The organism is Neorhizobium sp. 05N33, assembly GCF_056397445.1.
On sequence record NZ_JBFTNK010000014.1, the window covers coordinates 98808 to 123052 of the forward strand.

The following is a 24245-nucleotide window of genomic DNA, read 5'->3' on the forward strand; positions in this document are numbered from 1 at the left end:
TTCATGCTGGGGCCATCCATGTCTCCGTCTTGGCGGCTTCGATACGCAAGGCAGCACTCTCATTGGCGCGGTGGCAGAGCACCGGATGATCCGGAGCGACGGCGATGACCGGGGGCTCTGTGCCGCAGATGTCGAGCGCGAAAGGACAGCGCGGCTTGAACCGGCAGCCGGCCGGCGGATTGGCAAGGTTCGGCGGCGCGCCTTCAATCGGGGTCAGGATGCCGGAGGCGGCTCCCTGCAGATCCGGAAACGCATTGCGCAGGCCCATCGTATAGGGATGCGACGGTGCCGTCAGTGCGGCCTGCATCGTGCCGGATTCGGCCACCTTGCCCGCATACATGACGACGGTGCGGTCGCAGATATAGGCGACGACCGAAATATCGTGGGTGACGAGAATGACCGAGACGCCGAGGCGCGTCTGCAGCTCCTTGAGCTGATCGAGGATCTGCCGCTGCACGATGACGTCGAGCGCCGTCACCGGCTCGTCGGCGATGATCAGCTTCGGATCGAGCGCGAGCGCCAGGGCAATCGCGACGCGCTGGCGCATGCCGCCGGAGAACTGATGCGGATAGTCGGCCAAGCGATTGACATCGATGCCGACCATCTCGAACAGTTCCTCGGAACGGGCACGGGACTGTTTTCGACCCAGGCCGCCGCGGCGGCGCAGCACCTCGTCGAGCTGGTATTCGACCGTATAGACCGGATCGAGCGAGTTCATGGCGCTCTGGGGAATGAAGGCGATGTCGCGCCAGCGCAGCGCATTCATCTCTTTTTCGGGGATCTTTGCGAGATCCTTGCCGTCGAACAGGATCTGGCCACCGGTGATCGCCGCATTTTCGGCAATCACCCGCGTCAGTGCTCGGGCAACGGTGGTCTTGCCGCAGCCGGATTCGCCGACGAGGCCGGTGATCGAGCCGCGCGGAATGTCGAAGCTTGCGCCGTCCACAGCATGGACGAAATTGCGCCCCACCTGATAGCTGACCCGAAGATCTCTCACGGAAAGAAGGGGTTCGCTCATCGGCTCAACTTCGGGAAGAGGATGTTTTCATAACCGCGGGTGATGAAGAAGCCCGCGCTGACGACGAGGATGATGCAGATGCCCGGAGGCACGAACCAGTAGAAGGCCTGTTTGGCGAGCGCCTGGCTGGCAAACGCATCCTGCAGCATATAACCCCAGCTGATCGAGTTGGGGTCCCCGAAGCCTAGGAAACTGATCGACGCTTCGGTCAGGATCGCCCAGCCGATGGCGATCGATCCGTAGAGGAAGGAAAGCGGCAGGATGTTCGGCGCGATATGGCGCAGGATGATCTTGACGTCGGAGGATCCCGCCACCCGCGCCGCCTCGACATAACCACGGGTGCGCAGCGTCAGCACCTGGCTGCGGATGACGCGGGCGGTATCGCGCCAGAGCACCAGCGCCATGGCGATGACAACGTTCCAGATCGAAGGTCGCAGGAAGGCGGCCAGCACGATGACGAATGGCAGAAATGGAATGCCGAAGGCGATATCGGCAAGCCGCATCAGGATGGCGTCCACCCAGCGACCGAAATAACCGGCGACGAGGCCGATGATCGAGCCGATCAGAGCCACCATGAAGGCGGCGGTGATGCCGATCAGCAGCGCCGAGCGGCTGCCATAGACGAGCTGCGAGAAGATATCCCGGCCGAGGCTGGTGGTTCCCATGAGGAAACCATCTTGCCCCGGCCGGAGGTCCGCCGCGAGATCGTAGGCCGGCGTGTAGAGGATTTCGGTCGGGTCATGCGTGGCGATCTGATCGGCAAACACCGCAACGACGATGAACACCAGATAGATGAGAAGACCGGCGACCGCGAACGGGTCGTTCATCGGCAGTCTCAGCGCGCGGAACATCCGGGCAAGGATATGGGGGCGTCTCGGCTTGATGATGGCGGGTGCGGCGATCTCAGGCATGGGAAATCCTTGGATCGAGGAAAGCATAGAGCAGGTCGGCGAGTAGGTTCATGAAGATCACCACGAGCGCGATCATCAGGAAGGCGCCCTGCGCCAGCGGATAGTCGGAAGCGGCAACGGCGTTGACCAATTCGCGGCCGAGGCCTGGCCAGGAGAACACCGATTCCACCACGACATTGCCCTGCAGCTGGTACCCGACGGCGATCGCAAACGATGTCATCACCGGCAGCAGCGCGTTACGGGCCGCATGGCGTACCACCACGGTCCAGTTCGACAGCCCCTTGATGCGGGCCATGGTGACAAAGTCCTCCTTCATCACGTCGAGCATGTTGGAGCGCATCAGCAGAAGCGGCAGGCCTTGGCTGTAGATTGCCAGCGTCGCCGCCGGCAGTGCCAGATGAGCGAGAAAATCGCGCGAGGTATAAAGGTCGAGGAAGCCGGAATATTCGTTGCCGGGAGCGCGCGTGCCGCCCGCCGGCAGCCAGCCGAGCGAAAACGAGAAGATCGCCAGCATCACCATGCCGAGCCAGAATTCGGGCATGGCGCGGGTGGTGAGCACCAGCGGAATGGCCGCCTGCTCCACCCAGCTTCCGCGGCGCCAGGCAAGATAGGCGCCGGCGAGAATGCCGAAGACATAAGCGACGATCAGCGAGGAGAATGTCAGGATCAACGTGTTCGGCAACAGGATCCAGATGCGCTGGCCGACCGGCTCGCGGTAGCGAAAGCTCTGGCCGAGCTCGCCCTGCAGAAGATTGCCGAGATAGATCAGGTACTGGTGCCACAGCGGCTTGTCGAGGCCGAACTGGGCCATGAGCTGCTGCTGCTGCTCGAGCGTAAAGGTCGGATCGATATAAGCGGCCATCGGATTGCCCGGCATCAGCCGGAACATCAGAAACAGGATGGTCACTACCGCCCATAAAACGAGAGCGAGCTGCAGCAACCTGCTGCCCACAGCCTTGAAATTCTTCATCTGAAAAAATTCCTTCTCTTGGCTCGGCGCCGCCTTGGGAGCACAAGGCGAGGCTGCCGATGTCAAGCGTCGGGCAAAAAGGGGAGGCGGCGCGTGGAAAATCCACCGCCTCCGTGAAGATTACTTGGCGGCGATGGTTTCCTTGGCGTCACCGGGATAGCGCAGCTTGCCGCCGTCCAGCGTATAGCCGGCATCCTTCAAGGTCTTGGCCGCAACGGCCTGACCGGTCTTGAAGCCATCGACGACCGACTTGTCATGCCAGAATTCGAGCGCCGGGGAGACGATCGAGTTGGAACCGACAGCGAAGCTCTTGTAGGCAGCCTTGACGATCAGCTGGCGGTCGACCGCTTCGGAAAGCGCGCGACGGAAGGCCGGGTCGTTGAAAGGGGGGCGACGTTCGTTGAAGGCGATGTAACGGAAGCCCATGTCAACGGTGGAAACGACTTCCAGGTCGCCGTCCTTCTTGGCGGCGTCGATCAGCACCTGCGGATCGCCGGTGAACTCGCCCATGAAGTTGATTTCACCCGAGCGCAGCATGCCGAGTGCAGCTTCTGCATTCGGTACGATACGCAGGATCCAGCGATCGACCTTCGGCGCGGCGAAGTGATCCTTGTTGGCGGCAAGCGTGACGGACTCGTTCTTCGCCCAGCTGGAGAACCTGAACGGGCCGGAGCCGATCGGCATCTGCTCCTGATAGCTTTCCGCAGTCTCCGGCTTGGTGGCGAGATCCTTGAGGATCGGCTCCCAGATATGCTTCGGGATCAGGTTGACCTTGGCAAGGCTGGAGGTGACGAAGGAGGCGGCCGGCTTCTTCAGCTTGAAGGTGATGACGTCGCCGTTGATGGTGATCGCATCGATATTCGTCGCGAAAGGCTTGTACATCGGGGCTTCGCCGCCGACTGCCGCTTCGAACGAGAACTTGACGTCTTCCGGGGTGACCGGCTTGCCGTCATGCCATTTCATGCCGGACTTCAGCTTCACGTCGACCGTGGTGCCGTCCTTCCAGGTGAAACTCTCGGCGGCCCACGCCTTCGGCAGGCCGTCCGGACCGACGCGCAGCAGGCGGTCCCAGACGAGTTCGGTGATCCAGCTGTCGACGCTACCCGAGATATAGAGCGGGTTGATCGCCTTGATATTGTCGGACGAGTTGATGATCAGGTCCTTCTTGGCGCCCGCCGGCTCGATGCCGAGGAAGGTCCAGGTGTTGCGGATGCCGATGCCGCTCTGGTTGACGACCGATTCCGGCTTCCAGACGGTCTTGTCGAAAGCGAAGGTCGATTTCGGATGCACGAGCATCATGTAGGGCTGATCCTTGGAGAGGATCTCCTGCGCCTTGAAGACCAGCGCCTTGCGCTTGGCCGGATCGATCTCGCCGCGCTGGGCTTCGGCGGTCGCATCGTAGTCTTTGTTCAGGTAGCCCGCGAAGTTGTAGCCATCCTTGGCGGTAGAAGAATGAAAGAGGTTGAAGATGAGCTCGTCCGGATCGGAGCGCTCAGGCCGGCCGACCATCTGCCAGGCAGTCGAGTCCCACTGGTCGCGCTTGTACCAGACTTCGTCGGACATCTGCTCCCAAGGGATCGCCCGGACTTCGACGTCAAGGCCGAGCTTGCGCCATTCCTGGGCAATCAGCTGGACGGACTGGAATTCCGCCTGCTGGCCGGCCTGCGGACGGGACAGGATGGTGATCTTGCGGATCGGATCGCCGGCCCAGGCGGGCAGAGCGATGGCCGTTACCACAAGAGCTGCAAATGCACTTCTCAAAACGGACTTCATGATCGTTCTCCTCTGAATAGCTTGACTATTCTCTTTGTTGGCAAAGGGTTTTCTCCCTCCGCATCGCAAATCCGAAATCGGCCTTCGAACACGTTTCCCGCGCGTTCAATGCCGACACTCAATCCACAGAATAAATTCACGAGCGCCTTCGAAGGGTTTGCAACCCGGCTCTCAATGTTTTATTGTGTGAAACATCGTTTCGCATTGATGGCGAGTAAAACACATTCCAAGAAGATTGCAAGAAGCTTCAAGCAATCCAAATCACATGCCGGAGGAGACCATCCGATGACCGAACCAAAAGACTACAAGATCGCGGCCGTGGACCGGGCGCTCGCCCTTCTCGAAGCCCTTGCCGATCGTCCGGACCAGGGCGTGACGTCGCTTGCAAAATCGCTGGGGATGACCAAATCGCTGGTCTTCCGCCTGCTGCACACGCTGGAGGAGCGCGGGTTCGTATCGCGCGATCCGGAGCGTGCCGAATTCTCGCTCGGCTACCGCATCGGCGTACTCGGCGAACGCCTTGGCAAGGACGGCGCCCTGCTTTACGCCGCCCGGCCGGTCATGGATGCGCTCCGCGACCAGACATCCGAGAACGTCAACCTTGTCGTGCGCGAAGGCCTGAAGACCTACGTTCTGGCGACCCGCGCCGGCCGCCATTCGATCCGGCTTTTTGCCCAGGCGGGACGCAATGGCCCATTGCATGCGGGCGGTGGTTCGCTGCTTCTGCTGGCTTACGCCGATCCCTCGGTCATCGATGCGGTACTTTCCCAGCCGCTCGAAGCCTTCACGCCCTACACAATCACCGACCGGGCGAAACTGCGCCAGGCACTCGAACGCATCCGCGCCAACGGCTACAATATCGTGCTCAACGATCTCGATGAAGGCGCCTTCTCCGTCGCCGTCCCGATCACCGGCGCCGACGGCACCATCATCGCCTCGATCTCGGTCGCTGGCGCTGTCGCCCGTTTCGACGAGGAGCGGCGCGAAAGCCATTTGAAGGCCGCCCTCGACGCCGCAGCGGAAATATCCGAGCGACTTTCGATCCACGGCCCTGGCGAAAACGGCCTCGTGAAATCAAGGGCTTGAGGCCCGATAGAACCTGTCTCCAATCATCCGGAAATTCGCGGGCGCTTCGGCGCCCGTTTTGTCAGTGCGATTTCTAGCCCTTCGAAGCCGCTTGCGGGGTCCCTCAACCTCTGTTAGCGTTTTCAAGTTTTGTGAAACATCGTTTCACTAGATAAAACAAATTGGGGAGTGCCGGATATGAACGAGATCGAATCTGCCGTTCTGGGAGCGGTGACGCTGGATGAACCCTGGGCTCTGGTGGAGAGCTTTGCGACCTACAAGCGCGAGCATCCGACCGATGTGAACCGCGCCATGGACGAGGTTGCCGCGCGGCTCGCCAAGCACGGTGTCGAAGTCAAGATGCATGAGGCCGACCTCTTCCTCAGTCTGCCGGGCCTCGCCCGCGTCGAAGCGGGGGATAAGACCTTCCGCGCCAAGCCGCCATCCTATTCGTTGGACGCATCGAAGGGCGTGAAGGGCGAGATCGTTTATATCGCCAGTCTGCAGCCGAAGGCGATCTCGACCATGTTCGAAAAGACCGTCGACGGCACCGGGGAACTCGCTGCCCGGGTCCGCGGAAAGGTGGTTCTCTCGGAAGGCTTTGCCAATCCGGGTCTCGTTTCGCAGTTCACGGAACTCGGCGCGATCGGCGTCATCGCCATCAATCCGGGTGTCGACATTCATTGGGGCACCTGCACTACCGTCTGGGGCACGCCTGACCTTGACGACCTGCCGCGCAAGCCATCGATCCCGGCCGTTGCCGTCAACCGCGAGAGCGGCGATGCGCTGATCGAATTTGCCAAGACCGGCACGGAGGTCACCATCTTTGCGGACATGGAAGAAGGCTGGTTCAAGTCGAAGCTGCCGGAAGTGTTCATCAAGGGCACCGAGGAGCCGGACAAATACGTCTTCCTGCACGGCCATCTCGACAGCTGGGATGTCGGTGTTGGCGACAATGCCACCGGCGACGCAACGATGCTCGAAATAGCCCGCGTTCTCTGGGCCAACCGAGACAAGCTGAAGCGCTCGATCCGCATCTGCTGGTGGCCGGGACACTCGACCGGCCGTTATGCAGGCTCAACCTGGTTCTCGGACAATTTCGCGCTCGACCTCGACGAAAACTGCGTCGCCTCGGTCAATTGCGACAGCCCCGGCTGCCGCTGGGCGACGGAATTCATCAATCTCTGCATGATGACCGAAACGGAAGCTTTCCTCTCCGACGTCATCGAGGAAGTGGCCGGCAAGAAAGCCGAAGCCGAACGCCCGCACCGCGCCGGCGACTATTCCTTCAACAATATCGGGCTTTCGAGCTACCTGATGCTCTCTTCGACCATGACGGAACGCGACCGCGAGGAGAAGGGCTACTACACGGTCGGCGGCTGTGGCGCCAACATCGCCTGGCACACCGAAAACGACACGCTTGAGATCGCCGATAAGGACATCATGCTGCGCGACATCAAGGTCTATCTGCTGGCCGTGCTGCGCAATGCCAATGCAAAGATCCTGCCCTTCGACTGGCGTGCGACGGCACGAGAGTTCCTCCACACGGTCGACACCTACCAAAAGAAGGCCGGCGACCGCTTCGACCTTTCGCCGAGTCGCCGGGCCGTCGAGTCCTTGGCTGAAGCACTTGCCGCATTCTACGCCGGGATCGACAGCGGCAAGATCGAAGCGAAGAGCGCCAACCACGTGATCCAAAGGCTCGCCCGCATCCTGGTGCCGCTGAACTACACCCGCGAGCAGCGATTCCGCCACGACCCGGCCCTGCCGATCCCGGAACTGCCGGCCATCTCGACGGCAGCCGATCTCGACAAGCTCGGCCCTGAGAAACTCGGTTTTGCCAAGACCCAACTCGTGCGTGGCCAGAACCGCGTGATCTCGGCGCTGCGTCAGGCAGAACAGTTGGTTCGCGCTGCCTGATCGCCAACACCTAGTCAAAAACCCCATAAAGTTGATGTCCAACTTTATGGGGTCAGTTCATCCCTAACCGCTCCCTTTTGTCCCTGTAGTTTTATCTTCCGCTTCTCGTTTTTACCCATCGGTCGTTGTCGTCCTCCCGTTGGGCAAGCGGCCCGGGATCGGGATGAGCGCCGAGGGCAGGCTCTGCCGAAATCGGTCATAAGGATCGGGAAAATCGAGAAAAATCGAAAGGCATCATTTCACTGGAGATGATGGGCGACGGTCCCAATCCGTTCAAAGCAGCTAGATCCCTCCTAGCGCATTTCACCGTCAGCGCTGGAAATCCGCCCTGCGAAGGCGGTGCAAGGGGAGGGTTTGGCAGAGCTGTTGGATGTAGAGGTTACGGCCAGCACTTTCCGGTTCGCGTCGGCCATTGTCCGTTGCAATTTTGCGACCTTCCCCTCAATAAGATGAGTATAAGACTCATATTTGATTGATCGACGAAGAATCAGCTTTTATAGCTGCGCTCGGCGAACCATCTCGCCCAGCGACCTTCTCTCGCTGCTCCCTCACATCCGTGATCTGTCAGGATCACCACCCAGTTTGCAGCCGAAGGGATCGGGCAATGACGTTATTTTTCAATCGGTTTTGTGCCCGCCGCCATCTTCTCGGCTCCACCGTATTCGTTGGCGCCGTGGCTGCAGCCATCATGCCTATTGGGGCAGTTGCGCAGGACGCGACTACGCTCGAACCCATAATCTTAAGAGGCTCCGGCGCTCAAACAATCAGTGAAGACAACGACACCATCGTTCCCGAGCGTTCGGTTTCCGCCTTGAAGACCGACACGCCGCTCGTCGAGACGCCGCGCTCCGTTTCCGTGATCACACGCAAGGAGATGGAGCAGCGTGCCGTCACCGATATAATCCAGGCAACCCGGCACAGCTCCGGCGTGAGTACCGGTGGCTTCGGTTATGACCCGCGCTTCGATCAGATTTACATCCGTGGCATCGAGACCACCGTAAGCGGTGATTTTCGCGACGGTCTGCGCCAACCGGTGATGACCTACGGAACATTCACAACCGAAATATATACGCTCGACCGTGTGGAGGTGTTGAAGGGACCAGTGTCTGTTATGTACGGCGCGGCGAGCGCAGCCGGTATCGTCAACAAGATTTCCAAACTGCCGCTGCAGGAAGCTCACCATGAAGTCGAACTCCAATACGGGACGGTTGGCCGCAAGCAGGCCGCTTTCGATTTCGGCGGACCGATCGGCCAGAGCAACGATGCGTTTTACCGTGTCGTAGGTCTCGTCCGGGAAGGGGAGACTAACTACGATATTCAGGACGACCGTTACCTGCTGCAGCCGTCTTTTACCTGGGAGCCGACCGACAGCACCAAAATCACCATCTACGGCCTGGCCCAGGATACCGAAACCGCAGCCAGCGCCTGGACTTTCAAAAACGACGGCCAGATCTATCTCGTCAGCGACCCGGATTACGATTATCAGAAAATTCGGCAGTATCAGCTGGGCTACAAACTCGAACATGACTTTGGCAACGGCCTGACCTTCCGGCAGAACGCACGCGTGAGCGATCTGGACCTCAAGGCACGTTATCTCAACCGGATGACAATGTTCAGCGCTCCGGCCGATCCCTGGTCGACCGCAGCGGTTACGGACAAGATGCGTGCCTACCAGATCGACAACCAGCTCCAAGCCAAGTTCGAAACAGGCAATGTGTCCCATACCATTCTCGCGGGACTGGATTACACTGCCGTAAACTCGGATTTTGCCTTCGGCTACGGGTCCACATTGCCAGGCAACGTTGGTAACGCACCAACGCCAGCGCTGACGGGCTTCACTGGCAACGACCTGCGTCAGACGGGGCTTTATGCGCAGGAACAGGCAGAGATCGGAAACTGGCGCTTCGTCGGCGGCTTGCGCTACGATTGGCTGGATCAGACCACCACAGATAAGGTCGCTGGCACAAGCGACGAGAGGGAAGACGGAGCTCTGTCCGGTCAGGTCGGCCTTCTCTATCTCTTTGACAACGGGATCGCTCCCTATGTGAGCTACGGAACCTCCTTCGTCCCTTCGACCGAGCTCTCTGCCTCAGGGGCCGTGCTGGAGCCAACCGAAGGCCGTCAGATCGAAGTCGGCATCAAGTATCAGCCGGATGGCGAAAACTTCTCACTTAGCACGGCGGTTTATCGTTTGGTCGAAACCGGCAAGCCGCAATATGCCGGCACGCCGATCCTCGTCCCTATCTATGAAAACTCGGGTGAGAATACGTTCACGGGCTTCGAGGTTGAAGGTCGAAAGACTTTCGACAACGGCATCAGCCTGATCGCCGCCTACACTTACACTCACGGGGAAATCACGGACAATCTCGACAGCTCCATTATCGGCAACACGCCAACGACGACACCCCGGCACGTCGCATCGCTGTGGGTCAACTATGCAGCGTCTGAAGATACCGTGATCGACGGCCTCAGCGTCGGCGGTGGCATCCGCGCAACAAGCGAATCTTTCACCAGCGACGCCAACACCGGCAAGAACGCAGGAGTCGTGTATTTGGACGCTGCAATTTCCTATGACTTCGGTGCAAAAAATCCGGACCTGAAAGGTCTTTCACTCTCCGTCAGTGCGACAAACCTCGCCAACCGCGAAGAGCAGGTCTGCAACGGCGGCTATTGCTACTTCGGCCAAGGCCGCACGGTTCTCGGATCGCTGAAGTATAAGTGGTAGCAGGTGGGTCTGCTGGCGCCATGGCAAAAAAACTCAGCGAGTTGAGCGTGACTGAAAAACCTTACGCGTTGCCCGGAACTGTTTATTTTGACCTGGCACCAAAGGCGGGCGGCGAGCCCTATCGCATCTTCCTCTATATTCCCGCCGGCGAATCTCCCGCCGAGGGATGGCCGCTTCTGGTCCTGACCGACGGGAATGCAACCTTTCCCTTTGCCGTCGCCAGCCTGGTAACCCAAGCGCCTTACCCGACCGGAACCAACGTCGGTTGGGGCGTTATCGCGGCGATTGGCTACCCCTCTGACGAACCCTATAACGCACTCCGCAGGGCGTGGGACCTGGGGCCTCCGCCGATCAAATCCTATCCGCCCTATTTTGACGGTGGCCCTGCCGTCCGCATCGGCGGGACGGGCGAATTGCTCGACTTGATCGAGACACAACTGCTTCCGCGGCTTTCCGAAATGGTGCGGCTCGATGCGACGCGGCGATCGCTTTTCGGGCATTCTTTCGGCGGTCTTTTCACTCTCTACGCCCTTTTTGAACGTCCAGTCCTTTTTGCCAACTGGATCGCTGCCAGTCCGACCATTTATTGGGAAGGCAGTGAAATCCTGAACAATGAGGTGCGCCGCCAGAGCGTGGCGGGTCACGCGGCCTTCCTGCATCTGTCGGCCGGTGAGTACGAGGGGGATGAACTTGCTCCTTTCCAGTACCGAAACGAAGATGCAGCCTCTCGTCTGGAGAAGAGGAAAACCGAGCAGACGGTTGCGTTGGCGCAGGAAATGGCAGAGCGACTGAACCGTCCCGAGGACGGCATTCGCACACAGTTCGAGCTTTTTGCAGGGCAGACCCACATGTCCGTCCTCGGACCAGCCGTCAATCGCGCAGTGGGCATCGCTTTCGAAGTGGCGGACAAAGATGTGTGACAGACACCTGCGCTGTTGGCGCGACATTTCAGTATTGGCTTAGGAGGTAACGTGGTCTCGGCTCAGCTAGCGCAGGACGCTCCCGAAACGACGGATGCTTTTGCTGTCGACAAGGTCGGTCTTTCCATCGACGGGAACACGATCCTGTCAGACCTTAGTCTCGATTTCCCAGCAGGAGAGGTAGTGGCCCTGGTCGGCCACAATGGTTCCGGGAAATCCAGTCTCTTGAAAATTCTGGCACGGCAACTCACACCGACCGCCGGATCGGTCGCTTACGGTGGCCGCAACCTCGCGCATTATCACGGCCGTGACTTTGCACGGTCGGTTGCCTATTTGCCGCAGGATTTGGGTACAGGCTCAGACATGACGATCCGCGAACTCGTCGGTTGCGGGCGCTATCCGTGGCACGGCGCGCTTGGCCGTTTCTCCGATGCCGACAAGGCAAAAGTCGAGGCCGCCATAGCCGCCACGCATATCGAGACCTTTGCCGATCGTGTTGTAGGCACACTATCCGGTGGGGAGCGGCAGCGTGCGTGGATCGCCATGCTGATCGCTCAGGACGCCCGGTGCCTGCTGCTCGACGAGCCGACCGCGGCGCTGGATATCGCGCACCAGATCGAAGTGCTGTCTCTCGTGCAGCGGCTGGCCCGCGAAGGCGGCCGGAGCATCGTGATTGTTCTACATGATATCAACATGGCCGCACGCTTTTGCGATCGGATCCATGCGCTGAAAGGCGGACGGGTCGTCGCAAGCGGCACGCCGGACGAAATTGTAGTGCCTGAGACGCTCCACGCCATTTACGGGATCGATATGGATGTGATTTCGGTTCCGCACCTTTTGCATCCGCTTGCCTATGCCCGCTGAGACCTGTTCGGGGATGAAGATTTCAAGGCGTTCACTTCTGCACTATGCCGCGGCCGCAGCCGTGTCGATGCCGAAACCATTGTGGGCCGAAGTCGCCAGGCAACGGGTGGTCAGCCTCGACTACGGGCTGTCGTCCACGCTCCTGTCGCTTGGATTGCCTCCAGTCGGAATATCCGACCTTGCCGACTGGGGCAAATGGGTCGTCGAGCCCGCGATGCCGCAATCGGTCGTCGATATCGGGAGTTCTAATGAAGTCGATTTCGAGGTCCTGATACAGCTGAAGCCGGACATTATTCTGACGACGCCTTATCTCGACGAGCTTTTGCCCAGGCTCCAGCCGATTGCGAAGATTTTGCGGCTTGAGATCTTCACGCCCGACACTGGCCCGATCCTCCCGGCGGCAATGGTAGCGACGCGCAAACTGGCTGCCGAACTCGGCCGTGAAAGCGAGGCGGAGCTTTTCCTGGCGCGATCGGACGCATTCTTTGACAGATGCCGCCGACGGCTTGCCGGCCGGACTGTTCCGCCAGTTGTGCTGGTGAGCTTTATGGATGCCCGCCACGCTCGCGTCTATTCAGCCCCTGGCCTGTTTCACAATGCGCTCGAGCGTATTGGCGTACGTAATGCCTGGACGCGGCAATCGAACTATTGGGGCTTTGAGACTATTGGCATCGAAGAATTGTCCGTTATCACCGATCCGGACGCCCGGCTGATCGCCTTCGACCCCGTTCCGCCCGACGTGTTGCCGAAGCTCGTCGACAGTCCATTGTGGCAGGCGCTCCCGTTTTCCCGGCCGGGCCACCTGTCAGTGGTTCCGCCGGCACTGATGTTCGGCATGGTCAACGAGGCTATGCGTTTCGCCGGCCTGGTGACCGACGTTCTGGAACAAGACGCATGAAGACAATTCGCCGCGAAAATCTCGGGCCGGCGCTCGTATCTTTCGTCCTGCTCTGCGCCGGTTGCATGGCATTCTGGCTTCTCGCAGGACCGGTGCTCTCAGGATCGGCCGGGCAGGGCACCGACATCCAGCGCATGATGCTCTATTATTCGACGTTGCCACGGCTAGCCACGGCATTGGTTGCCGGTGCCGCGCTCGCATTGTCCGGTGCCTTGTTCCAGCAGGTCCTACGAAACCCGCTGGCCGATCCGACGACGCTCGGCGTGTCAGCCGGAGCCAATCTCGCACTGGTTGTCGTCTCGCTTTTTATTCCCAGCCTGCTTGGGGCCGGCCGCGACATTGTCGCTCTTCTCGGGAGCAGTGCCGCCGCTGCGATCGTCGTTGGCTTTGGCGCGCGACGCGGCTTCTCACCCTATTCGCTTGTCCTCTCGGGCCTTGTGCTGAGCCTCTGGTGTGGGGGCCTGTCGGCTATCCTGACCTACCTGAACCAGCGCTACCTGGCGAGCCTGTTCATCTGGGGTGCTGGTTCGTTGGCGCAGCAGAGCTGGGTCATTCCCCAGTCGCTCGTCTGGAAGGTAGGCACCGTCGCCATCATCTGCGCGCTGGTGATCAGGCCGCTGTCGCTGCTCGATCTGGGGGAGAGCAGTTCGGCCGCGCTCGGAGTGAGGCTCGCTCGCCTTCGCATCGTGGTCGTCGCCTGTGCGGTGGCGCTTGCCGCCTTCGTCACCAGTGCTGTCGGCGTCATAGGCTTCATCGGGCTGGTCGCACCGACGCTTGCGCGGCTCTCCGGAGCGCGTCGGCCGGTCCAGTTGATCTTCTGGTCTCCGTTGATCGGCGCGGGACTGCTCTTTCTTGCCGACTCCGTGCTCCAACTCGCTGCGGGCGGCTTTGGCGATTTTCTGCCAACTGGTGCAGTCACTGCCATCTTCGGTTCGCCGCTGCTCCTGGCGCTACTGCCGCGATTGAAGATCCGGCACAGGATGCAGCAGCCGGCGGCGCGGCGGCACCCGCCCACATGGAACACAAAAGTCCCCGTCGCCATTGCTGCCGTAAGTGTTCTGGTTCTCGTGACTGCCGGCCTTTTTGTCGGACGTGGGCCTGGCGGCGGCTGGACTGTCCTTTCCGGCGAATTCCTCGATGAGATCCTTGCGATCCGCGCGCCCAAGGTCTTTGCTGCGCTCGCATCCGGCGCGATGCTTGCCGTCGCGGGTTCGATCCTCCAGAGATTGACCGGCAACGAGATGGCAAGCCCCGAAGTTCTCGGGATCAGCGCCGGCGCTACCTTCGGCGTTGCTATCGCGCTTTTTGCCATCGCACCGGGGTTTTCCGGCCAGTTTGCCTTTGCGGTCGGCGGCGCCATCTCGGTTCTCACCGTCATTCTTCTGAGTTCACGGCGCTCCACCTTCGCCCCGGAACGGGTCTTGTTGGCCGGCATCGCGCTCAGTGCGATGGTCGATGCAATTGTCGGCGTCCTAAGTTCGACGGGAGATCCAAGGGCAGTTCTGCTCATGCGATGGATGAGCGGCTCGACCTATCTGGTCGACGGCACGATAGCCACGGCGGAAGCAGCAATAGGAGCCGCACTGATTGCCGTTGCTCTGGCAGCGCGCCGTTGGCTCGACATCCTGCCGCTCGGACCAGCCCCTTCGGCTGCGGTCGGCATACCGTTGGCCAGATCAAGGCTGGCGCTGTTTGGGCTTTCTGGATTTATGACCGCAGCCGCAACGTTGACGGTTGGCCCGCTATCCTTCGTGGGACTCATGGGGCCACATCTTGCGCGGGAGGCCGGCTTGACGCGCGCCCTTCCACAGATGATCGGCGCTGCGCTGATCGGCGGCGGACTCATGGTTGCGGCAGATTTCGTCGGCCGTACCATCGTAGCGCCCTACCAGATCCCGGCCGGGCTCGTGTCAGCCCTCATAGGCGCTCCTTGCTTGATGTTTTTGTTGAGCAGGAGGCGCTAGAACTATTTCCCGCGATCGGCGGGCGCGCAAGCCTTTTAACGGACTTGTCGGCGAGCCATCTAAGGCGGTCGGGCTTCCGGGAAAAGTCCCGCCAATCGACTTGGTAGAGGTGAACCCCCTGGTGCTTAATCTATCGGGTCTACGGTTCGGTTCCGTTCAAGACCTACAGCTATATGAGTGCTGGCGCATCGTGAATTTTATCCTGACCTTGACTGCTGCTACCTAGGGGCCACTCAGGTAAGAGAAACTTTTTTTTCACACTCCCTGTCTTGCTTACGCGGAAAGCGATCTGGCGCGTGGCCAAACTATAGGCGCCCGTACCAACCGCGGGTGCCGATTTTCCATGAGTAGAGGTGCTTTTTTTGCCCTCGTCTCAAGCCAGAAGGTCGTTTAACTTCCCGATTACCAATGAGAAATGGAACGCATCCAACGTTCCCGGTTGAATCATTTCGAGCGGGAATCTGCGCCATTTTTTCAAATGCCTGTTTTTGCAGCAGTTCGCTCGACAAATGAACATTCGCCGGGCTATGCAAATTAATTTTCAGATATAATCTAGTCTCATCAGTATCCGCTAAATGAGACGCCCTATGATCGCCCAAACTCGTCCTAACCACCCCTTTCAGCACGGTGATGTGCGTTTCGAGCGCATGTTGGACGGTTTCAGCCCCAGTTTCGAGTTCGAGCCGGTCGGTCCGCTCCCGGAAAGCGAATTCGTCGACAGGCTGCGCCGCATTCGGCGCGAGGCGACCGTCGCGGGGCATGACGTCATGCTTGTCCATGCGGATTCCATCGGCTCCTACCGCGTTTCCAACTCGTACCTTCGCTACATGTGCGACTGGGCACGCGAAGGCGTGCTGGTGGTCCCGACCGACGAAGACAAGCCGCTGACGCTGTTTTCCATCTTCAGCAGTTCCGTCCTGCTGCCGCCGGCGGGCGAGGCGGTCCTAGTCGAAGACATCTGGCAGGTCGGCACCTGGGGCCGCGAAACCTATAATCGCCCGGGCAGGACCGTCGACAAGGTCGTCGAAGCCGTTGGCTCCTTCCTGGAGCGCGAGGGCTTCGGGTCGGCTCAGATCGGCCTGATCGGCGACGCGACCTCCGCCGGTTACTGGAACGGTCTCGGCAAACGTCTGCCGAAGAGTTCGTTCGTGCAGGCAAGCTCGATCATCGATCGCATGCAGAAGGTGCGTTCGAAGCATGAGCAAGCGGTGGTGCGGGCCGCGGCACAGCTGGCTAGTATCGGCATAGAGGCCGCATACCATGTCGTAAAGCCGGGAGTGACCGATTATGAAATCTACGCCGCCTTCACCTATGCCCAGATGGCGCGAGGCGGGGAAAGTGGCGACGGCTACCAGATCGGCATCAACCAATACGGTACCCATTGCGGCAAGCCCTACGGCCACGTGGTGCGCAACGGCGACATCATCAATCTCTATATTTCGGCGGTGATCTATCAGGGCTACACGGCCCAGATCGCCCGCATGATCGCGGTCGGCGACATTACCGACAAGCAGGAAGAGGTGCTGCAGATGTGCACCGAAGGTGTTCAGAAAGCGGCGGCGCTGATCAGGCCTGGCGCGATCATTTCCGACCTCGCCAACGCTTCCTTCGAACCCTACATCGCCCGCGGCTATCTTTCGTCCCATGACAGCCGGACAATGCCTTACAACTGGGTGTCCGAAGACGATGGCAAGCCGCGTCTGATCCCGCGCAAGCATGTCGTCGATCCGGATTGGGAGCGCCAGGGCCGCAAGCTGATGCATGTCTATCCGGCGACATCAGGTCCTCACAATCCCAATGTCGGACATTCCGTCTCGATGGTGAAGTTCAACAATTACAACATCCAATCGAACAACCACGACAAGCTCGAAGAAGGCATGACCTTTGTCCTCCACTCGCAATGGCTCGAGCCCGAAGTCGCCGGCTGCAACGTCGGCGACTGCTATCTCGTCACCGATAAGGGGGCCGAAAACCTCAGCCACCATACACCGCTTGCAGTGCATCGTGTGAAAGCGGACGCCTGACGCACTGCCTGATCCGTGAATGCCAAACTACCAATAAGAAACCGCCAAATAAGAAACCCAGATGGAGAACAGACATGTTTAATAGGATTCGTCGCCGAAAGCTGTTGGCTACGGCAGCTGTTGCGGCGCTTGCATTGACCGTCGGGCTCGGTGCAGGCGAAACTCATGCTCAATCGAGCGAGAAGGTCACGCTGAAACTGGCCAATTCCCAATGGCTTGATGCGTTGCGCGGCAAGAACCTCTGGGCAGCGGTCACCAAATACCAGGAAACCAATCCGAACGTCACGCTCGAACAGGAAGCCATTCCGTCCGCAGAATTCGCCGACAAGCTGACGACGGAAATGGGCGCAGGCCAGGGGCCGGATGTAGCGATGATGCAGGAAGGCCTATTCTACGCGATTGCAGATGCAGGCTTCCTCGTCGATCTCTCGGCTGCGGCTGACGGAGCCAAGCTGAACAAGAGCAATGAAAACGGGGTGATCGACGGCAAGCGCCTGGGCGTCGCCTGGCAGCGCGCCGTTTACGCCCTGATCTATAACAAGCCGCTGATCGATGCCGCCAATGCGAAGGTGCCGGCGACGGTGGATGAACTCATCGCCTCCGCCAAGGCTGCATCAGCTGCAACTCCGGGCGTCATCGGCTTTACCGCCCGCCACCAGATCAACGACTTTTCGGGCTGGTTCATGGATTTCCAGAGCTGGGCCTACGGCTACGGCGTCAACTGGGTCGATGCAAACGGCAAGCTGACGATCAATACTCCGGAAGCCGTCGCCGCCGTTACCGCTTTTAAGAAAACGTATGACGCCGGCATCATGCCAATCGGCGATAGCTTTCCGACGCAGCGCACGCGCTTTAAGGAAAAACACGCGGCCTTCTCGATCGACAATTCCGGCGGCACGCTCAATATCGCCTCCGGCGGCGCCCTTCAGTCCGGCGATCTTTATGCCGCTCCGATGCCGTTCAAGAACCGCGGCGCGCATCAGCAGATCTTCGTCGGCGTGAGCTCGCACGGCAAGCATCAGAAGGAAGCGATCGCCTTCGTCAAGTGGCTGGTCGGCCCGGTTGGCCAGCAGGCTCTGCGTGACGCATCAGGTCCGGATGCGCTTGCAACCGACGTGCCTGTCAGCGACGCCTACTCCAAGGCCAACCCTTGGGCGCCGACCTTCGTCAAGCTCGCGGAAACCTCCCGCAGCACGCTGATCAAGGGATATGAAGTCGAAACGGCACAAATCATGCGTTTCGTGATGCAGGCCGTCGAAAAGGTCATCCTTGCGAATGCCGATCCGAAGACGGCGCTCGCCGAGGCTCAGTCGGCCATCGACAAGCAGTTCTGAGACCGTCGCATCAAGAAGGGAGACTGATGTGAGCGCGAATGGCCTGAAAAACAGGAGCGGCCTGGTCAAATTGTTGCCCTATGCCTTCATCCTTCCGCCCATGATCTATTTGGTGGTCTTCATGTTCTGGCCGCTGTCGCGGCAGATGTACATGAGCCTGACCAACACCCGGATCGTCAATCCCAACCGAGGCCGGTTCATCGGCCTCGGCAATTATGAACGGCTGATCGAAGATCCAGCCTTCTATGTCTCCCTGAAAGCAACCTTGGTTTATACGGTCCTGACCGTCCTTATCGGCGTCGCTCTCGGCGTTGTGGCCGCACTTGCCATCGATCGTCCCTTCAAGGGGCGCGCAGTTGTCCGGGCAATCCTGCTGTTCGGCTGGGCCGTGCCCGGGGTGGCGGCCTCGCTGATCTGGTTGTGGATGTATAACGAACGGTCAGGCGTCTTCAATCGCATGACCGAGCTCCTCGGCATCGGCCGTTTCTCGTGGCTGACCAGCACGGACTATGCGCTCGGCTCGGTTCTTGCCGTCACCGTCTGGCAGGTCGCACCATTTGTGATGCTGGTTGTGCTGGCAGCCCTCCAATCGGTGCCGCAGGAGGTGCGCGAAGCCGCCAGGATCGATGGCGCCGATGGGATCAGCACCTTCCGAGCAGTGACGCTGCCGCATATCCGTCCCTCGATCCAGCTCGCAGCCCTTCTGGTTGCCGTCTGGTCCATTCGTCGCTTCGACATCATCTACCTTTTGACCGGGGGCGGCCCGCTCGGTTCGACAAGCACCCTCGTCGTCAAGCTCCGCCAGACCGCGTTCGAAGGCCATGAACTGGGAATGGCCAGCGCTTACGGCGCGGTCGGTCTCGCACTGGCGCTGATGGTGGCAGCCGTCCACTACACTGCCGAACAACGCCGCATGAAGAGGATGTCGCGATGATGACACCCCGAAAACTCGCCGTGAAGGCGCTGCGATATACGCTGATCGGAGTTCTGGTCGTGCTCGCCGGCTTCCCGGTCTACTGGATGGCAGCCACCGCGCTCAACTTCAATTCCCAGCTTTACGGAACCGGCCAGGTCGCCTGGCCGCAGCTGCAGCATTTGCCGGATCTGGTAACCGAGCTCGGCAATGTTCCGATCGGCCGCTGGCTGTTCAACACGCTGCTGATTGCCTCAGGCGGCACCATTCTGAGCCTGACACTCGGCGCGCTTGCCGGCTATGCGCTCAGCCGTTTCAAGTTCCATGGGCGTGGCCTGGTCGGCTTTCTGCTGTTCATGACCCAGGTCGTTCCCGAAGCACTGATCCTGGTGCCGCTCTATGCGATGTTCATCACCTTCGGCCTGTTGAACAGCCTGACGGGTCTGATCCTCGCCAATGTCGGCTTCTCGCTGCCCGTCGCGTGTTTCGTCCTGAAGGGCGCGATGGATGCGGTGCCCTACGAGATCGAGGAGTCCGCGATCATCGACAATTGCCCGCGGTTCAGCGTGCTCACCATGATCATTCTGCCGCTGATCATGCCGAGCATCGCGGCGGCGGCCGTGGTGGCCTTCTTTGCCGRCTGGAACGAGTTCCTGTTCGCCTCGACCTTCCTGATGGACAATTCCTTGTGGCCGGCAAGCGTCGGGCTCGCCTCCTTCGTCGGCCAGTATGAAACGCCGATGTCCGCCGTGCTTGGCGCGGCCCTGGTGTTCAGCCTTCCTGCCATCGTCTTTTTTCTTCTTATCCAGCGCAAGATCGTAGCCGGTTTGACGACTGGCGCCGTGAAGGGATAATCCATGCCCGCCTTGACGTTCAAAAATGTCTCCAAGACCTTTGGCGACAACACCGTGATCGACGCCTTCAGCGCCGACATCCATGACGGCGAATTCCTGGTCCTGCTCGGCCCCTCCGGCTGCGGAAAATCGACGCTCCTGCGCATGATCGCGGGCCTCAGCGAGATTACCTCCGGGGACCTGCTGTTCGACGGGTCCGTCGCCAACGATTGGGAGCCGAAACAGCGCGGCGTTGCCTTCGTCTTCCAGACCTATGCGCTCTATCCGCATATGACCGTTCGCGAGAATATCGCGTTTCCGCTGGTCATGGATGCGTTTCGCAAGTGGTATCATCTGCCGATCGTCAACATCGTCGCCCGCCACAGGCTGATGAAGCGGGCGGATATCGCGGAGCGGACGCTCAGCATCGCCCGCCAGCTCGAGCTCGAGCCTCTGCTCGACAGACGCCCGGCGAGCCTCTCGGGCGGGCAGCGGCAGCGCGTTGCGCTTGCCCGCGCTCTCGTGCGCAACCCGGCTCTCTACCTGCTCGACGAGCCGCTTTCCAACCTGGATGCCAAGCTGCGCACGCAGATGCGTTCGGAAATCTCGGCTCTGCATCACAAGGTCGGCAAGACCTTCGTCTACGTGACGCACGACCAGGTCGAGGCTATGACCATGGCGACGCGCATCATCGTGATGAACAAGGGCATCGTCCAGCAGGTCGATACGCCGGACGAGATCTACGATCATCCCGCCAACACCTTTGTCGCGCGTTTCGTGGGGTCGCCCCCGATGAACCTCATCCCGGCTTCGGTCAGAAACAACGCTCTTAAGCTTTCGGGCAAGCTCGCGGTCGATCACGCAGCGCCGTTGCCCACGAGACGGGAGCTGACATTCGGCGTCAGGCCCGAAAAACTTTCCCTTCATCCGGCCGGGGAAGGGCGGCTGCCGGCCCAGGTGGCTGTCGTCGAGCGCCTCGGTGCGGAGACGGTGATCGGTTGCCGCCTGATGACCGGCGAGGAGAACAAGGACCAGCGATTGCTGGAACACGACCTCGTTTTCGTCCGGGTCTCGGGCAACCCGAAGATCAAGATCGGTGAACTGTGTTCGCTGGATTATCAGGCGGACGATGTCCTGTGGTTCGACATCGACAACGGCGATCGCATTTTCCTGGACCAGGAGTGAACATCATGCAGAACTTCCACGTCTCGGCGACCGGGCACAGCCTCAACTATCTTCCCGAATATGTCGCGGTCTGGCAGGGGTTCTTTCAGGAGGAGGGGCTCGGCGTCACCGCAAGCGTTCCATCTCCCTGGGACCTGGTGCTCAGCGACATCGGCTCGGCCATGGCGGACGCCGCGCTTGGCGGCATCTGGGTCCCGTCGATGTTCCATGGCCGCGGCAAACGTTATACGCCGTTCGCGCAGATCGCGGCCCGCGCGCCCCTGGCCATCCTCGGCCGCGAACAGCCCGGGGATTTCGACTGGCAGGCCGTGCCTGGCAAAACGATTTCGATGAAGGGCAGCAATGGCGCCAGCGTCGGCCTGTTCACCAAGCTTTTGCTGCGCGAAAACGGTGTCGATCCGCTGACGGTCAATTTCGTCCAGGATCTCGACGGCAAGATGCTGTCCGATCTCTTCGTGGGGGGAATGGGCGACTATCTGGTGATCGATTACCCGTCCGCCGTCACGCTTGCGTCGAAGACCGGCGTCCATGTCGTTGCCGAACTCCCCATCACCGGTGGCAACGTGCCGTGGAGCGTCTATTATGCCGAAGGTGAGAGCGACGATGCACGGCTGGATACCCAAACCCGGTTCTCCAGGGCGCTCGGTCGCGGCATGGCGTGGATACTGGCCCATGATGCCAAGGAATACCGCGACTTCCTGGCAAAGACGTTCCCGAAATTCTCGCCGGACCTGCTTGTGGGGCTAGCCAATATCTATCGGGCCAACGGCATGTGGACGACGCCGCAGATCGATCCGAACGCCTATGCCCGCTGGCAGCAGGGTATTGCCGACGGTCATCTCACAGAGGGGCCGATCGCCTACCGCGATCTTATCGACACGCGCCCGACGGCAGCCTTCACGGCCGCCTGACCCAACTTGTCCCTGGAGTATCCAAGACGATGCGTATTGCCGTCATCAATCCCAACACGACTGCGTCGATGACGCAGCGCATCACGGCTGCGGCGCGCGCCGTTGCCGGCCGTGACACCGAGATCGTCGGCCGGCAGCCCACAACCGGGCCGGAAGCGATCGAAGGTCCCTTTGACGGGGCGCTTTCGGTGCCCGGCCTGCTGAAGGAAATCGTTGCCGCGGAACGCGATGGCGCCGACGCCCATATCATCGCATGTTTCGACGATACCGGGCTGGATGCGGCAAGGGCGATTGCGACAAAACCGGTGATCGGCATCGGCGAGGCTTCGTTCCATGCGGTCAGCCTTGTCGCGCACAGCTTCTGCGTGGTGACGACGCTTTCCCGCTCGGCGCCGGTCATCGAGGACAATATCCACCGCTATGGTTTCGGCCACCGCTGCCGCCGGGTCTTTGCGACCGACATTCCGGTGCTTGAACTCGAAAAGCCGCAAAGCGGCGCGTTCGAGCGGATCTCGGATTGTATTCGCCGGGGAATTGAGCTGGGTGCCGAGGGCGTTTCGCTCGGCTGTGCCGGCATGGCGGAATTTGCGCTCGACCTGCAGCGCGCGCACGGCATTCCGGTGGTTGATGGCGTCTCGACGGCCGTCGGTCTTGCCGAGACGCTCGTCAGGTGCGGCCTGACTACATCCAAATCCGGTGTCTGGGCATCGCCGACGCGTCTGCACGTGCTCGAAAAATTTTCCTGACCAATGTCGCGCCTTAGCGGCCTACCGGCCGATACTGGTCTGGGGGGTCGATACGTCGTCGAGCAGTTTCACCAGCCGGTCGATCTTTTCAAATCGGGCAAGGCTCGCCTCGCCCATCGCCGTCGATACGCTCCAGGCGAGATAATTGATGATGGTGACGGCGGCGACGAAGGAATTGAAGGGCGACGGTGATTGGCAGCGGCAACGCAGCACATGATTGGCGGCCTTGGCGCTTGCCGCGGCGCTGAGATCGGTGATCAGCACAGTTACCGCCCCTGCGGCGCGCGCCTCCTTGATGATCGTCGGCAGCAGCCTGGGGCGCCGGCGGAATGCGATGACGAGCAGCACGTCGCCCTTGGCGATGGACGCGATCTCGTGCGAATAGCTCCCACCGCCGACTGGGATCACCTGCACGTCGCTCTTCATCAGCGTGAAATAATGGGCGGCCTGGAGCGCCAGGCCGTAACCGCTGCGAAGGCCCATGATCCACAAGCGGCGGGCGCCGACGATCGCCTGGCTTACCTCGCTCAGCGTAGTTTCGGACAGGCTTTCGGCGGTGGTTCGAATATTGTCGAGGTCCATCTGGACCGTGCTGGAAAGCGTGACCTTGCCTGACGGCGCGCGATCGGGGTCTTCCAGGCCTGCCCGGGGCGATCCCCAGTGCTGGTCGGCTCGGATCTGCCGCTTGGCATCGGGATAGGTCGCATAACCGAGTGAGCGGATCAGCCGTGCCGCGGTCGCTTTCGACACCTGCGCCTTTTCCGCAAGCTCGCCCGCCGTATAGCTCGGCAGGTCCATCTGGTATTGCAGCAGGATGTCGGCGAGCCGCTTTTCGGCGGGCGAGAGCGTGGAATAGATCGCGTAGATGCGTGCCTCGAGGGAGCGCGGCTGTTGCTGGGCTGTCGATTTGCGGGACGGACTCACGGGGCACCCTTCGTCTGCATGCGATGAAGCGGACGTTAGGCCGGTCCAGACCTCTTGCACAAGCGGATGGAAGTAAGGGAACTGTTTGATCCCACGAATCTGAAGAGTTCGAGCTCCAGTCGCATCCTGGAGCGGGATAGGGCCGCCTTCTCGAAAAGCTCTTGCCCACGATGGACATGACTAAGAACTGTTGGTCCATTGCCCAGACGAATTCGAAACCAGTCTGACCTGCCACTGAGAATTTCCTCCAGAATGGATTAGAGTCCGGCCTGTTAAGGGACGGACGAATGAAGAAGCAGAGATTTACGGAAGAGCAGATTATCGGTATGCTGAAGGAGCAGGAGGCT

Annotated in this window: 19 protein-coding genes; 14 read left to right on the plus strand and 5 right to left on the minus strand. The window is 60.4% G+C overall.

Annotated features, from left to right (window positions below):
* Position 1 precedes the first annotated feature (1 nt).
* The 4 genes from AC1DLT_RS25785 to AC1DLT_RS25800 form a co-directional block, all read right to left on the minus strand.
* Positions 2 to 1018 (minus strand): ABC transporter ATP-binding protein, encoded by a 1017-nt coding sequence (locus AC1DLT_RS25785; RefSeq protein WP_477488640.1) that lies wholly within the window; start codon positions 1016 to 1018, stop codon positions 2 to 4.
* A complete protein-coding gene (locus AC1DLT_RS25790; RefSeq protein ID WP_477488641.1) occupies positions 1015 to 1929 on the minus strand; it encodes an ABC transporter permease in 915 nt (304 codons plus the stop codon). Before AC1DLT_RS25790 ends, AC1DLT_RS25785 begins: the two co-directional genes overlap by 4 nt.
* The gene (locus AC1DLT_RS25795) at positions 1922 to 2899 is read right to left on the minus strand and encodes an ABC transporter permease (protein WP_046605852.1); all 978 of its coding nucleotides are present in this window, start codon (positions 2897 to 2899) and stop codon (positions 1922 to 1924) included. Before AC1DLT_RS25795 ends, AC1DLT_RS25790 begins: the two co-directional genes overlap by 8 nt.
* A gap of 120 nt (positions 2900 to 3019) precedes the next feature.
* Positions 3020 to 4672, minus strand: a complete 1653-nt coding sequence (locus AC1DLT_RS25800; protein ID WP_477488642.1) for an ABC transporter substrate-binding protein — start codon at positions 4670 to 4672, stop codon at positions 3020 to 3022.
* A 285-nt stretch (positions 4673 to 4957) separates the two neighbouring features.
* On the opposite strand from AC1DLT_RS25800, the gene AC1DLT_RS25805 reads away from it, so the two are divergent.
* From AC1DLT_RS25805 to AC1DLT_RS25870, 14 genes are all read left to right on the plus strand, one after another.
* The gene (locus AC1DLT_RS25805; RefSeq protein ID WP_040124670.1) at positions 4958 to 5758 is read left to right on the plus strand and encodes an IclR family transcriptional regulator; all 801 of its coding nucleotides are present in this window, start codon (positions 4958 to 4960) and stop codon (positions 5756 to 5758) included.
* 177 nt (positions 5759 to 5935) lie between these two features.
* Complete coding sequence (locus tag AC1DLT_RS25810; protein ID WP_477488643.1) at positions 5936 to 7657, plus strand: M28 family peptidase; 1722 nt, start codon at positions 5936 to 5938, stop codon at positions 7655 to 7657.
* A 604-nt stretch (positions 7658 to 8261) separates the two neighbouring features.
* On the plus strand, positions 8262 to 10382 hold the full coding sequence (locus tag AC1DLT_RS25815) for a TonB-dependent siderophore receptor (RefSeq protein WP_477488644.1): 2121 nt from the start codon (positions 8262 to 8264) through the stop codon (positions 10380 to 10382).
* Positions 10383 to 10402: 20 nt separating this feature from the next.
* Positions 10403 to 11302, plus strand: coding sequence for an alpha/beta hydrolase (locus AC1DLT_RS25820; protein ID WP_477488645.1), 900 nt, complete (start codon positions 10403 to 10405; stop codon positions 11300 to 11302).
* A gap of 51 nt (positions 11303 to 11353) precedes the next feature.
* Positions 11354 to 12166, plus strand: coding sequence for an ABC transporter ATP-binding protein (locus AC1DLT_RS25825; RefSeq protein ID WP_477488646.1), 813 nt, complete (start codon positions 11354 to 11356; stop codon positions 12164 to 12166).
* 13 nt (positions 12167 to 12179) lie between these two features.
* Entirely contained in the window at positions 12180 to 13064 is an 885-nt protein-coding gene (locus AC1DLT_RS25830) for an ABC transporter substrate-binding protein (protein WP_477488647.1), read from the plus strand.
* Positions 13061 to 15028, plus strand: coding sequence for a Fe(3+)-hydroxamate ABC transporter permease FhuB (gene fhuB / locus AC1DLT_RS25835; protein ID WP_477488648.1), 1968 nt, complete (start codon positions 13061 to 13063; stop codon positions 15026 to 15028). The genes AC1DLT_RS25830 and fhuB overlap by 4 nt, the downstream gene beginning before the upstream one ends.
* 587 nt (positions 15029 to 15615) lie before the next feature.
* The gene (locus AC1DLT_RS25840) at positions 15616 to 17052 is read left to right on the plus strand and encodes a M24 family metallopeptidase (protein ID WP_477488649.1); all 1437 of its coding nucleotides are present in this window, start codon (positions 15616 to 15618) and stop codon (positions 17050 to 17052) included.
* Between the two features lie 74 nt (positions 17053 to 17126).
* On the plus strand, positions 17127 to 18386 hold the full coding sequence (locus tag AC1DLT_RS25845; RefSeq protein ID WP_477488650.1) for an ABC transporter substrate-binding protein: 1260 nt from the start codon (positions 17127 to 17129) through the stop codon (positions 18384 to 18386).
* Positions 18387 to 18414: 28 nt separating this feature from the next.
* A complete protein-coding gene (locus AC1DLT_RS25850) occupies positions 18415 to 19320 on the plus strand; it encodes a carbohydrate ABC transporter permease (protein ID WP_477482260.1) in 906 nt (301 codons plus the stop codon).
* Positions 19317 to 20153, plus strand: coding sequence for a carbohydrate ABC transporter permease (locus AC1DLT_RS25855; protein ID WP_477488651.1), 837 nt, complete (start codon positions 19317 to 19319; stop codon positions 20151 to 20153). The genes AC1DLT_RS25850 and AC1DLT_RS25855 overlap by 4 nt, the downstream gene beginning before the upstream one ends.
* 3 nt (positions 20154 to 20156) lie before the next feature.
* A complete protein-coding gene (locus AC1DLT_RS25860) occupies positions 20157 to 21317 on the plus strand; it encodes an ABC transporter ATP-binding protein (protein WP_477488652.1) in 1161 nt (386 codons plus the stop codon).
* Between the two features lie 5 nt (positions 21318 to 21322).
* The gene (locus AC1DLT_RS25865; protein ID WP_477488653.1) at positions 21323 to 22228 is read left to right on the plus strand and encodes an ABC transporter substrate-binding protein; all 906 of its coding nucleotides are present in this window, start codon (positions 21323 to 21325) and stop codon (positions 22226 to 22228) included.
* Positions 22229 to 22257: 29 nt separating this feature from the next.
* Complete coding sequence (locus AC1DLT_RS25870; protein ID WP_477488654.1) at positions 22258 to 22974, plus strand: aspartate/glutamate racemase family protein; 717 nt, start codon at positions 22258 to 22260, stop codon at positions 22972 to 22974.
* 21 nt (positions 22975 to 22995) lie between these two features.
* Here the strand turns inward: AC1DLT_RS25870 and AC1DLT_RS25875 are convergent, their stop codons facing one another.
* Positions 22996 to 23898: a MurR/RpiR family transcriptional regulator gene (locus AC1DLT_RS25875; protein WP_477488655.1), complete on the minus strand. Its 903-nt coding sequence runs from the start codon at positions 23896 to 23898 to the stop codon at positions 22996 to 22998.
* Between the last annotated feature and the right edge of the window lie 347 nt (positions 23899 to 24245).

What these genes read in the sequence shown, in the direction of transcription:
- AC1DLT_RS25845 (WP_477488650.1), top strand. Translation starts at nt 17,127, where the DNA reads ATGTTTAATAGGATTCGTCGCCGAAAGCTGTTGGCTACGGCAGCTGTT.
- AC1DLT_RS25800 (WP_477488642.1), bottom strand. Translation starts at nt 4,672, where the DNA reads ATGAAGTCCGTTTTGAGAAGTGCATTTGCAGCTCTTGTGGTAACGGCC.
- AC1DLT_RS25810 (WP_477488643.1), top strand. Translation starts at nt 5,936, where the DNA reads ATGAACGAGATCGAATCTGCCGTTCTGGGAGCGGTGACGCTGGATGAA.
- AC1DLT_RS25785 (WP_477488640.1), bottom strand. Translation starts at nt 1,018, where the DNA reads ATGAGCGAACCCCTTCTTTCCGTGAGAGATCTTCGGGTCAGCTATCAG.
- AC1DLT_RS25805 (WP_040124670.1), top strand. Translation starts at nt 4,958, where the DNA reads ATGACCGAACCAAAAGACTACAAGATCGCGGCCGTGGACCGGGCGCTC.
- AC1DLT_RS25795 (WP_046605852.1), bottom strand. Translation starts at nt 2,899, where the DNA reads ATGAAGAATTTCAAGGCTGTGGGCAGCAGGTTGCTGCAGCTCGCTCTC.
- AC1DLT_RS25840 (WP_477488649.1), top strand. Translation starts at nt 15,616, where the DNA reads ATGATCGCCCAAACTCGTCCTAACCACCCCTTTCAGCACGGTGATGTG.
- AC1DLT_RS25865 (WP_477488653.1), top strand. Translation starts at nt 21,323, where the DNA reads ATGCAGAACTTCCACGTCTCGGCGACCGGGCACAGCCTCAACTATCTT.
- AC1DLT_RS25790 (WP_477488641.1), bottom strand. Translation starts at nt 1,929, where the DNA reads ATGCCTGAGATCGCCGCACCCGCCATCATCAAGCCGAGACGCCCCCAT.
- AC1DLT_RS25815 (WP_477488644.1), top strand. Translation starts at nt 8,262, where the DNA reads ATGACGTTATTTTTCAATCGGTTTTGTGCCCGCCGCCATCTTCTCGGC.
- AC1DLT_RS25830 (WP_477488647.1), top strand. Translation starts at nt 12,180, where the DNA reads ATGAAGATTTCAAGGCGTTCACTTCTGCACTATGCCGCGGCCGCAGCC.
- AC1DLT_RS25820 (WP_477488645.1), top strand. Translation starts at nt 10,403, where the DNA reads ATGGCAAAAAAACTCAGCGAGTTGAGCGTGACTGAAAAACCTTACGCG.
- fhuB (WP_477488648.1), top strand. Translation starts at nt 13,061, where the DNA reads ATGAAGACAATTCGCCGCGAAAATCTCGGGCCGGCGCTCGTATCTTTC.
- AC1DLT_RS25870 (WP_477488654.1), top strand. Translation starts at nt 22,258, where the DNA reads ATGCGTATTGCCGTCATCAATCCCAACACGACTGCGTCGATGACGCAG.
- AC1DLT_RS25860 (WP_477488652.1), top strand. Translation starts at nt 20,157, where the DNA reads ATGCCCGCCTTGACGTTCAAAAATGTCTCCAAGACCTTTGGCGACAAC.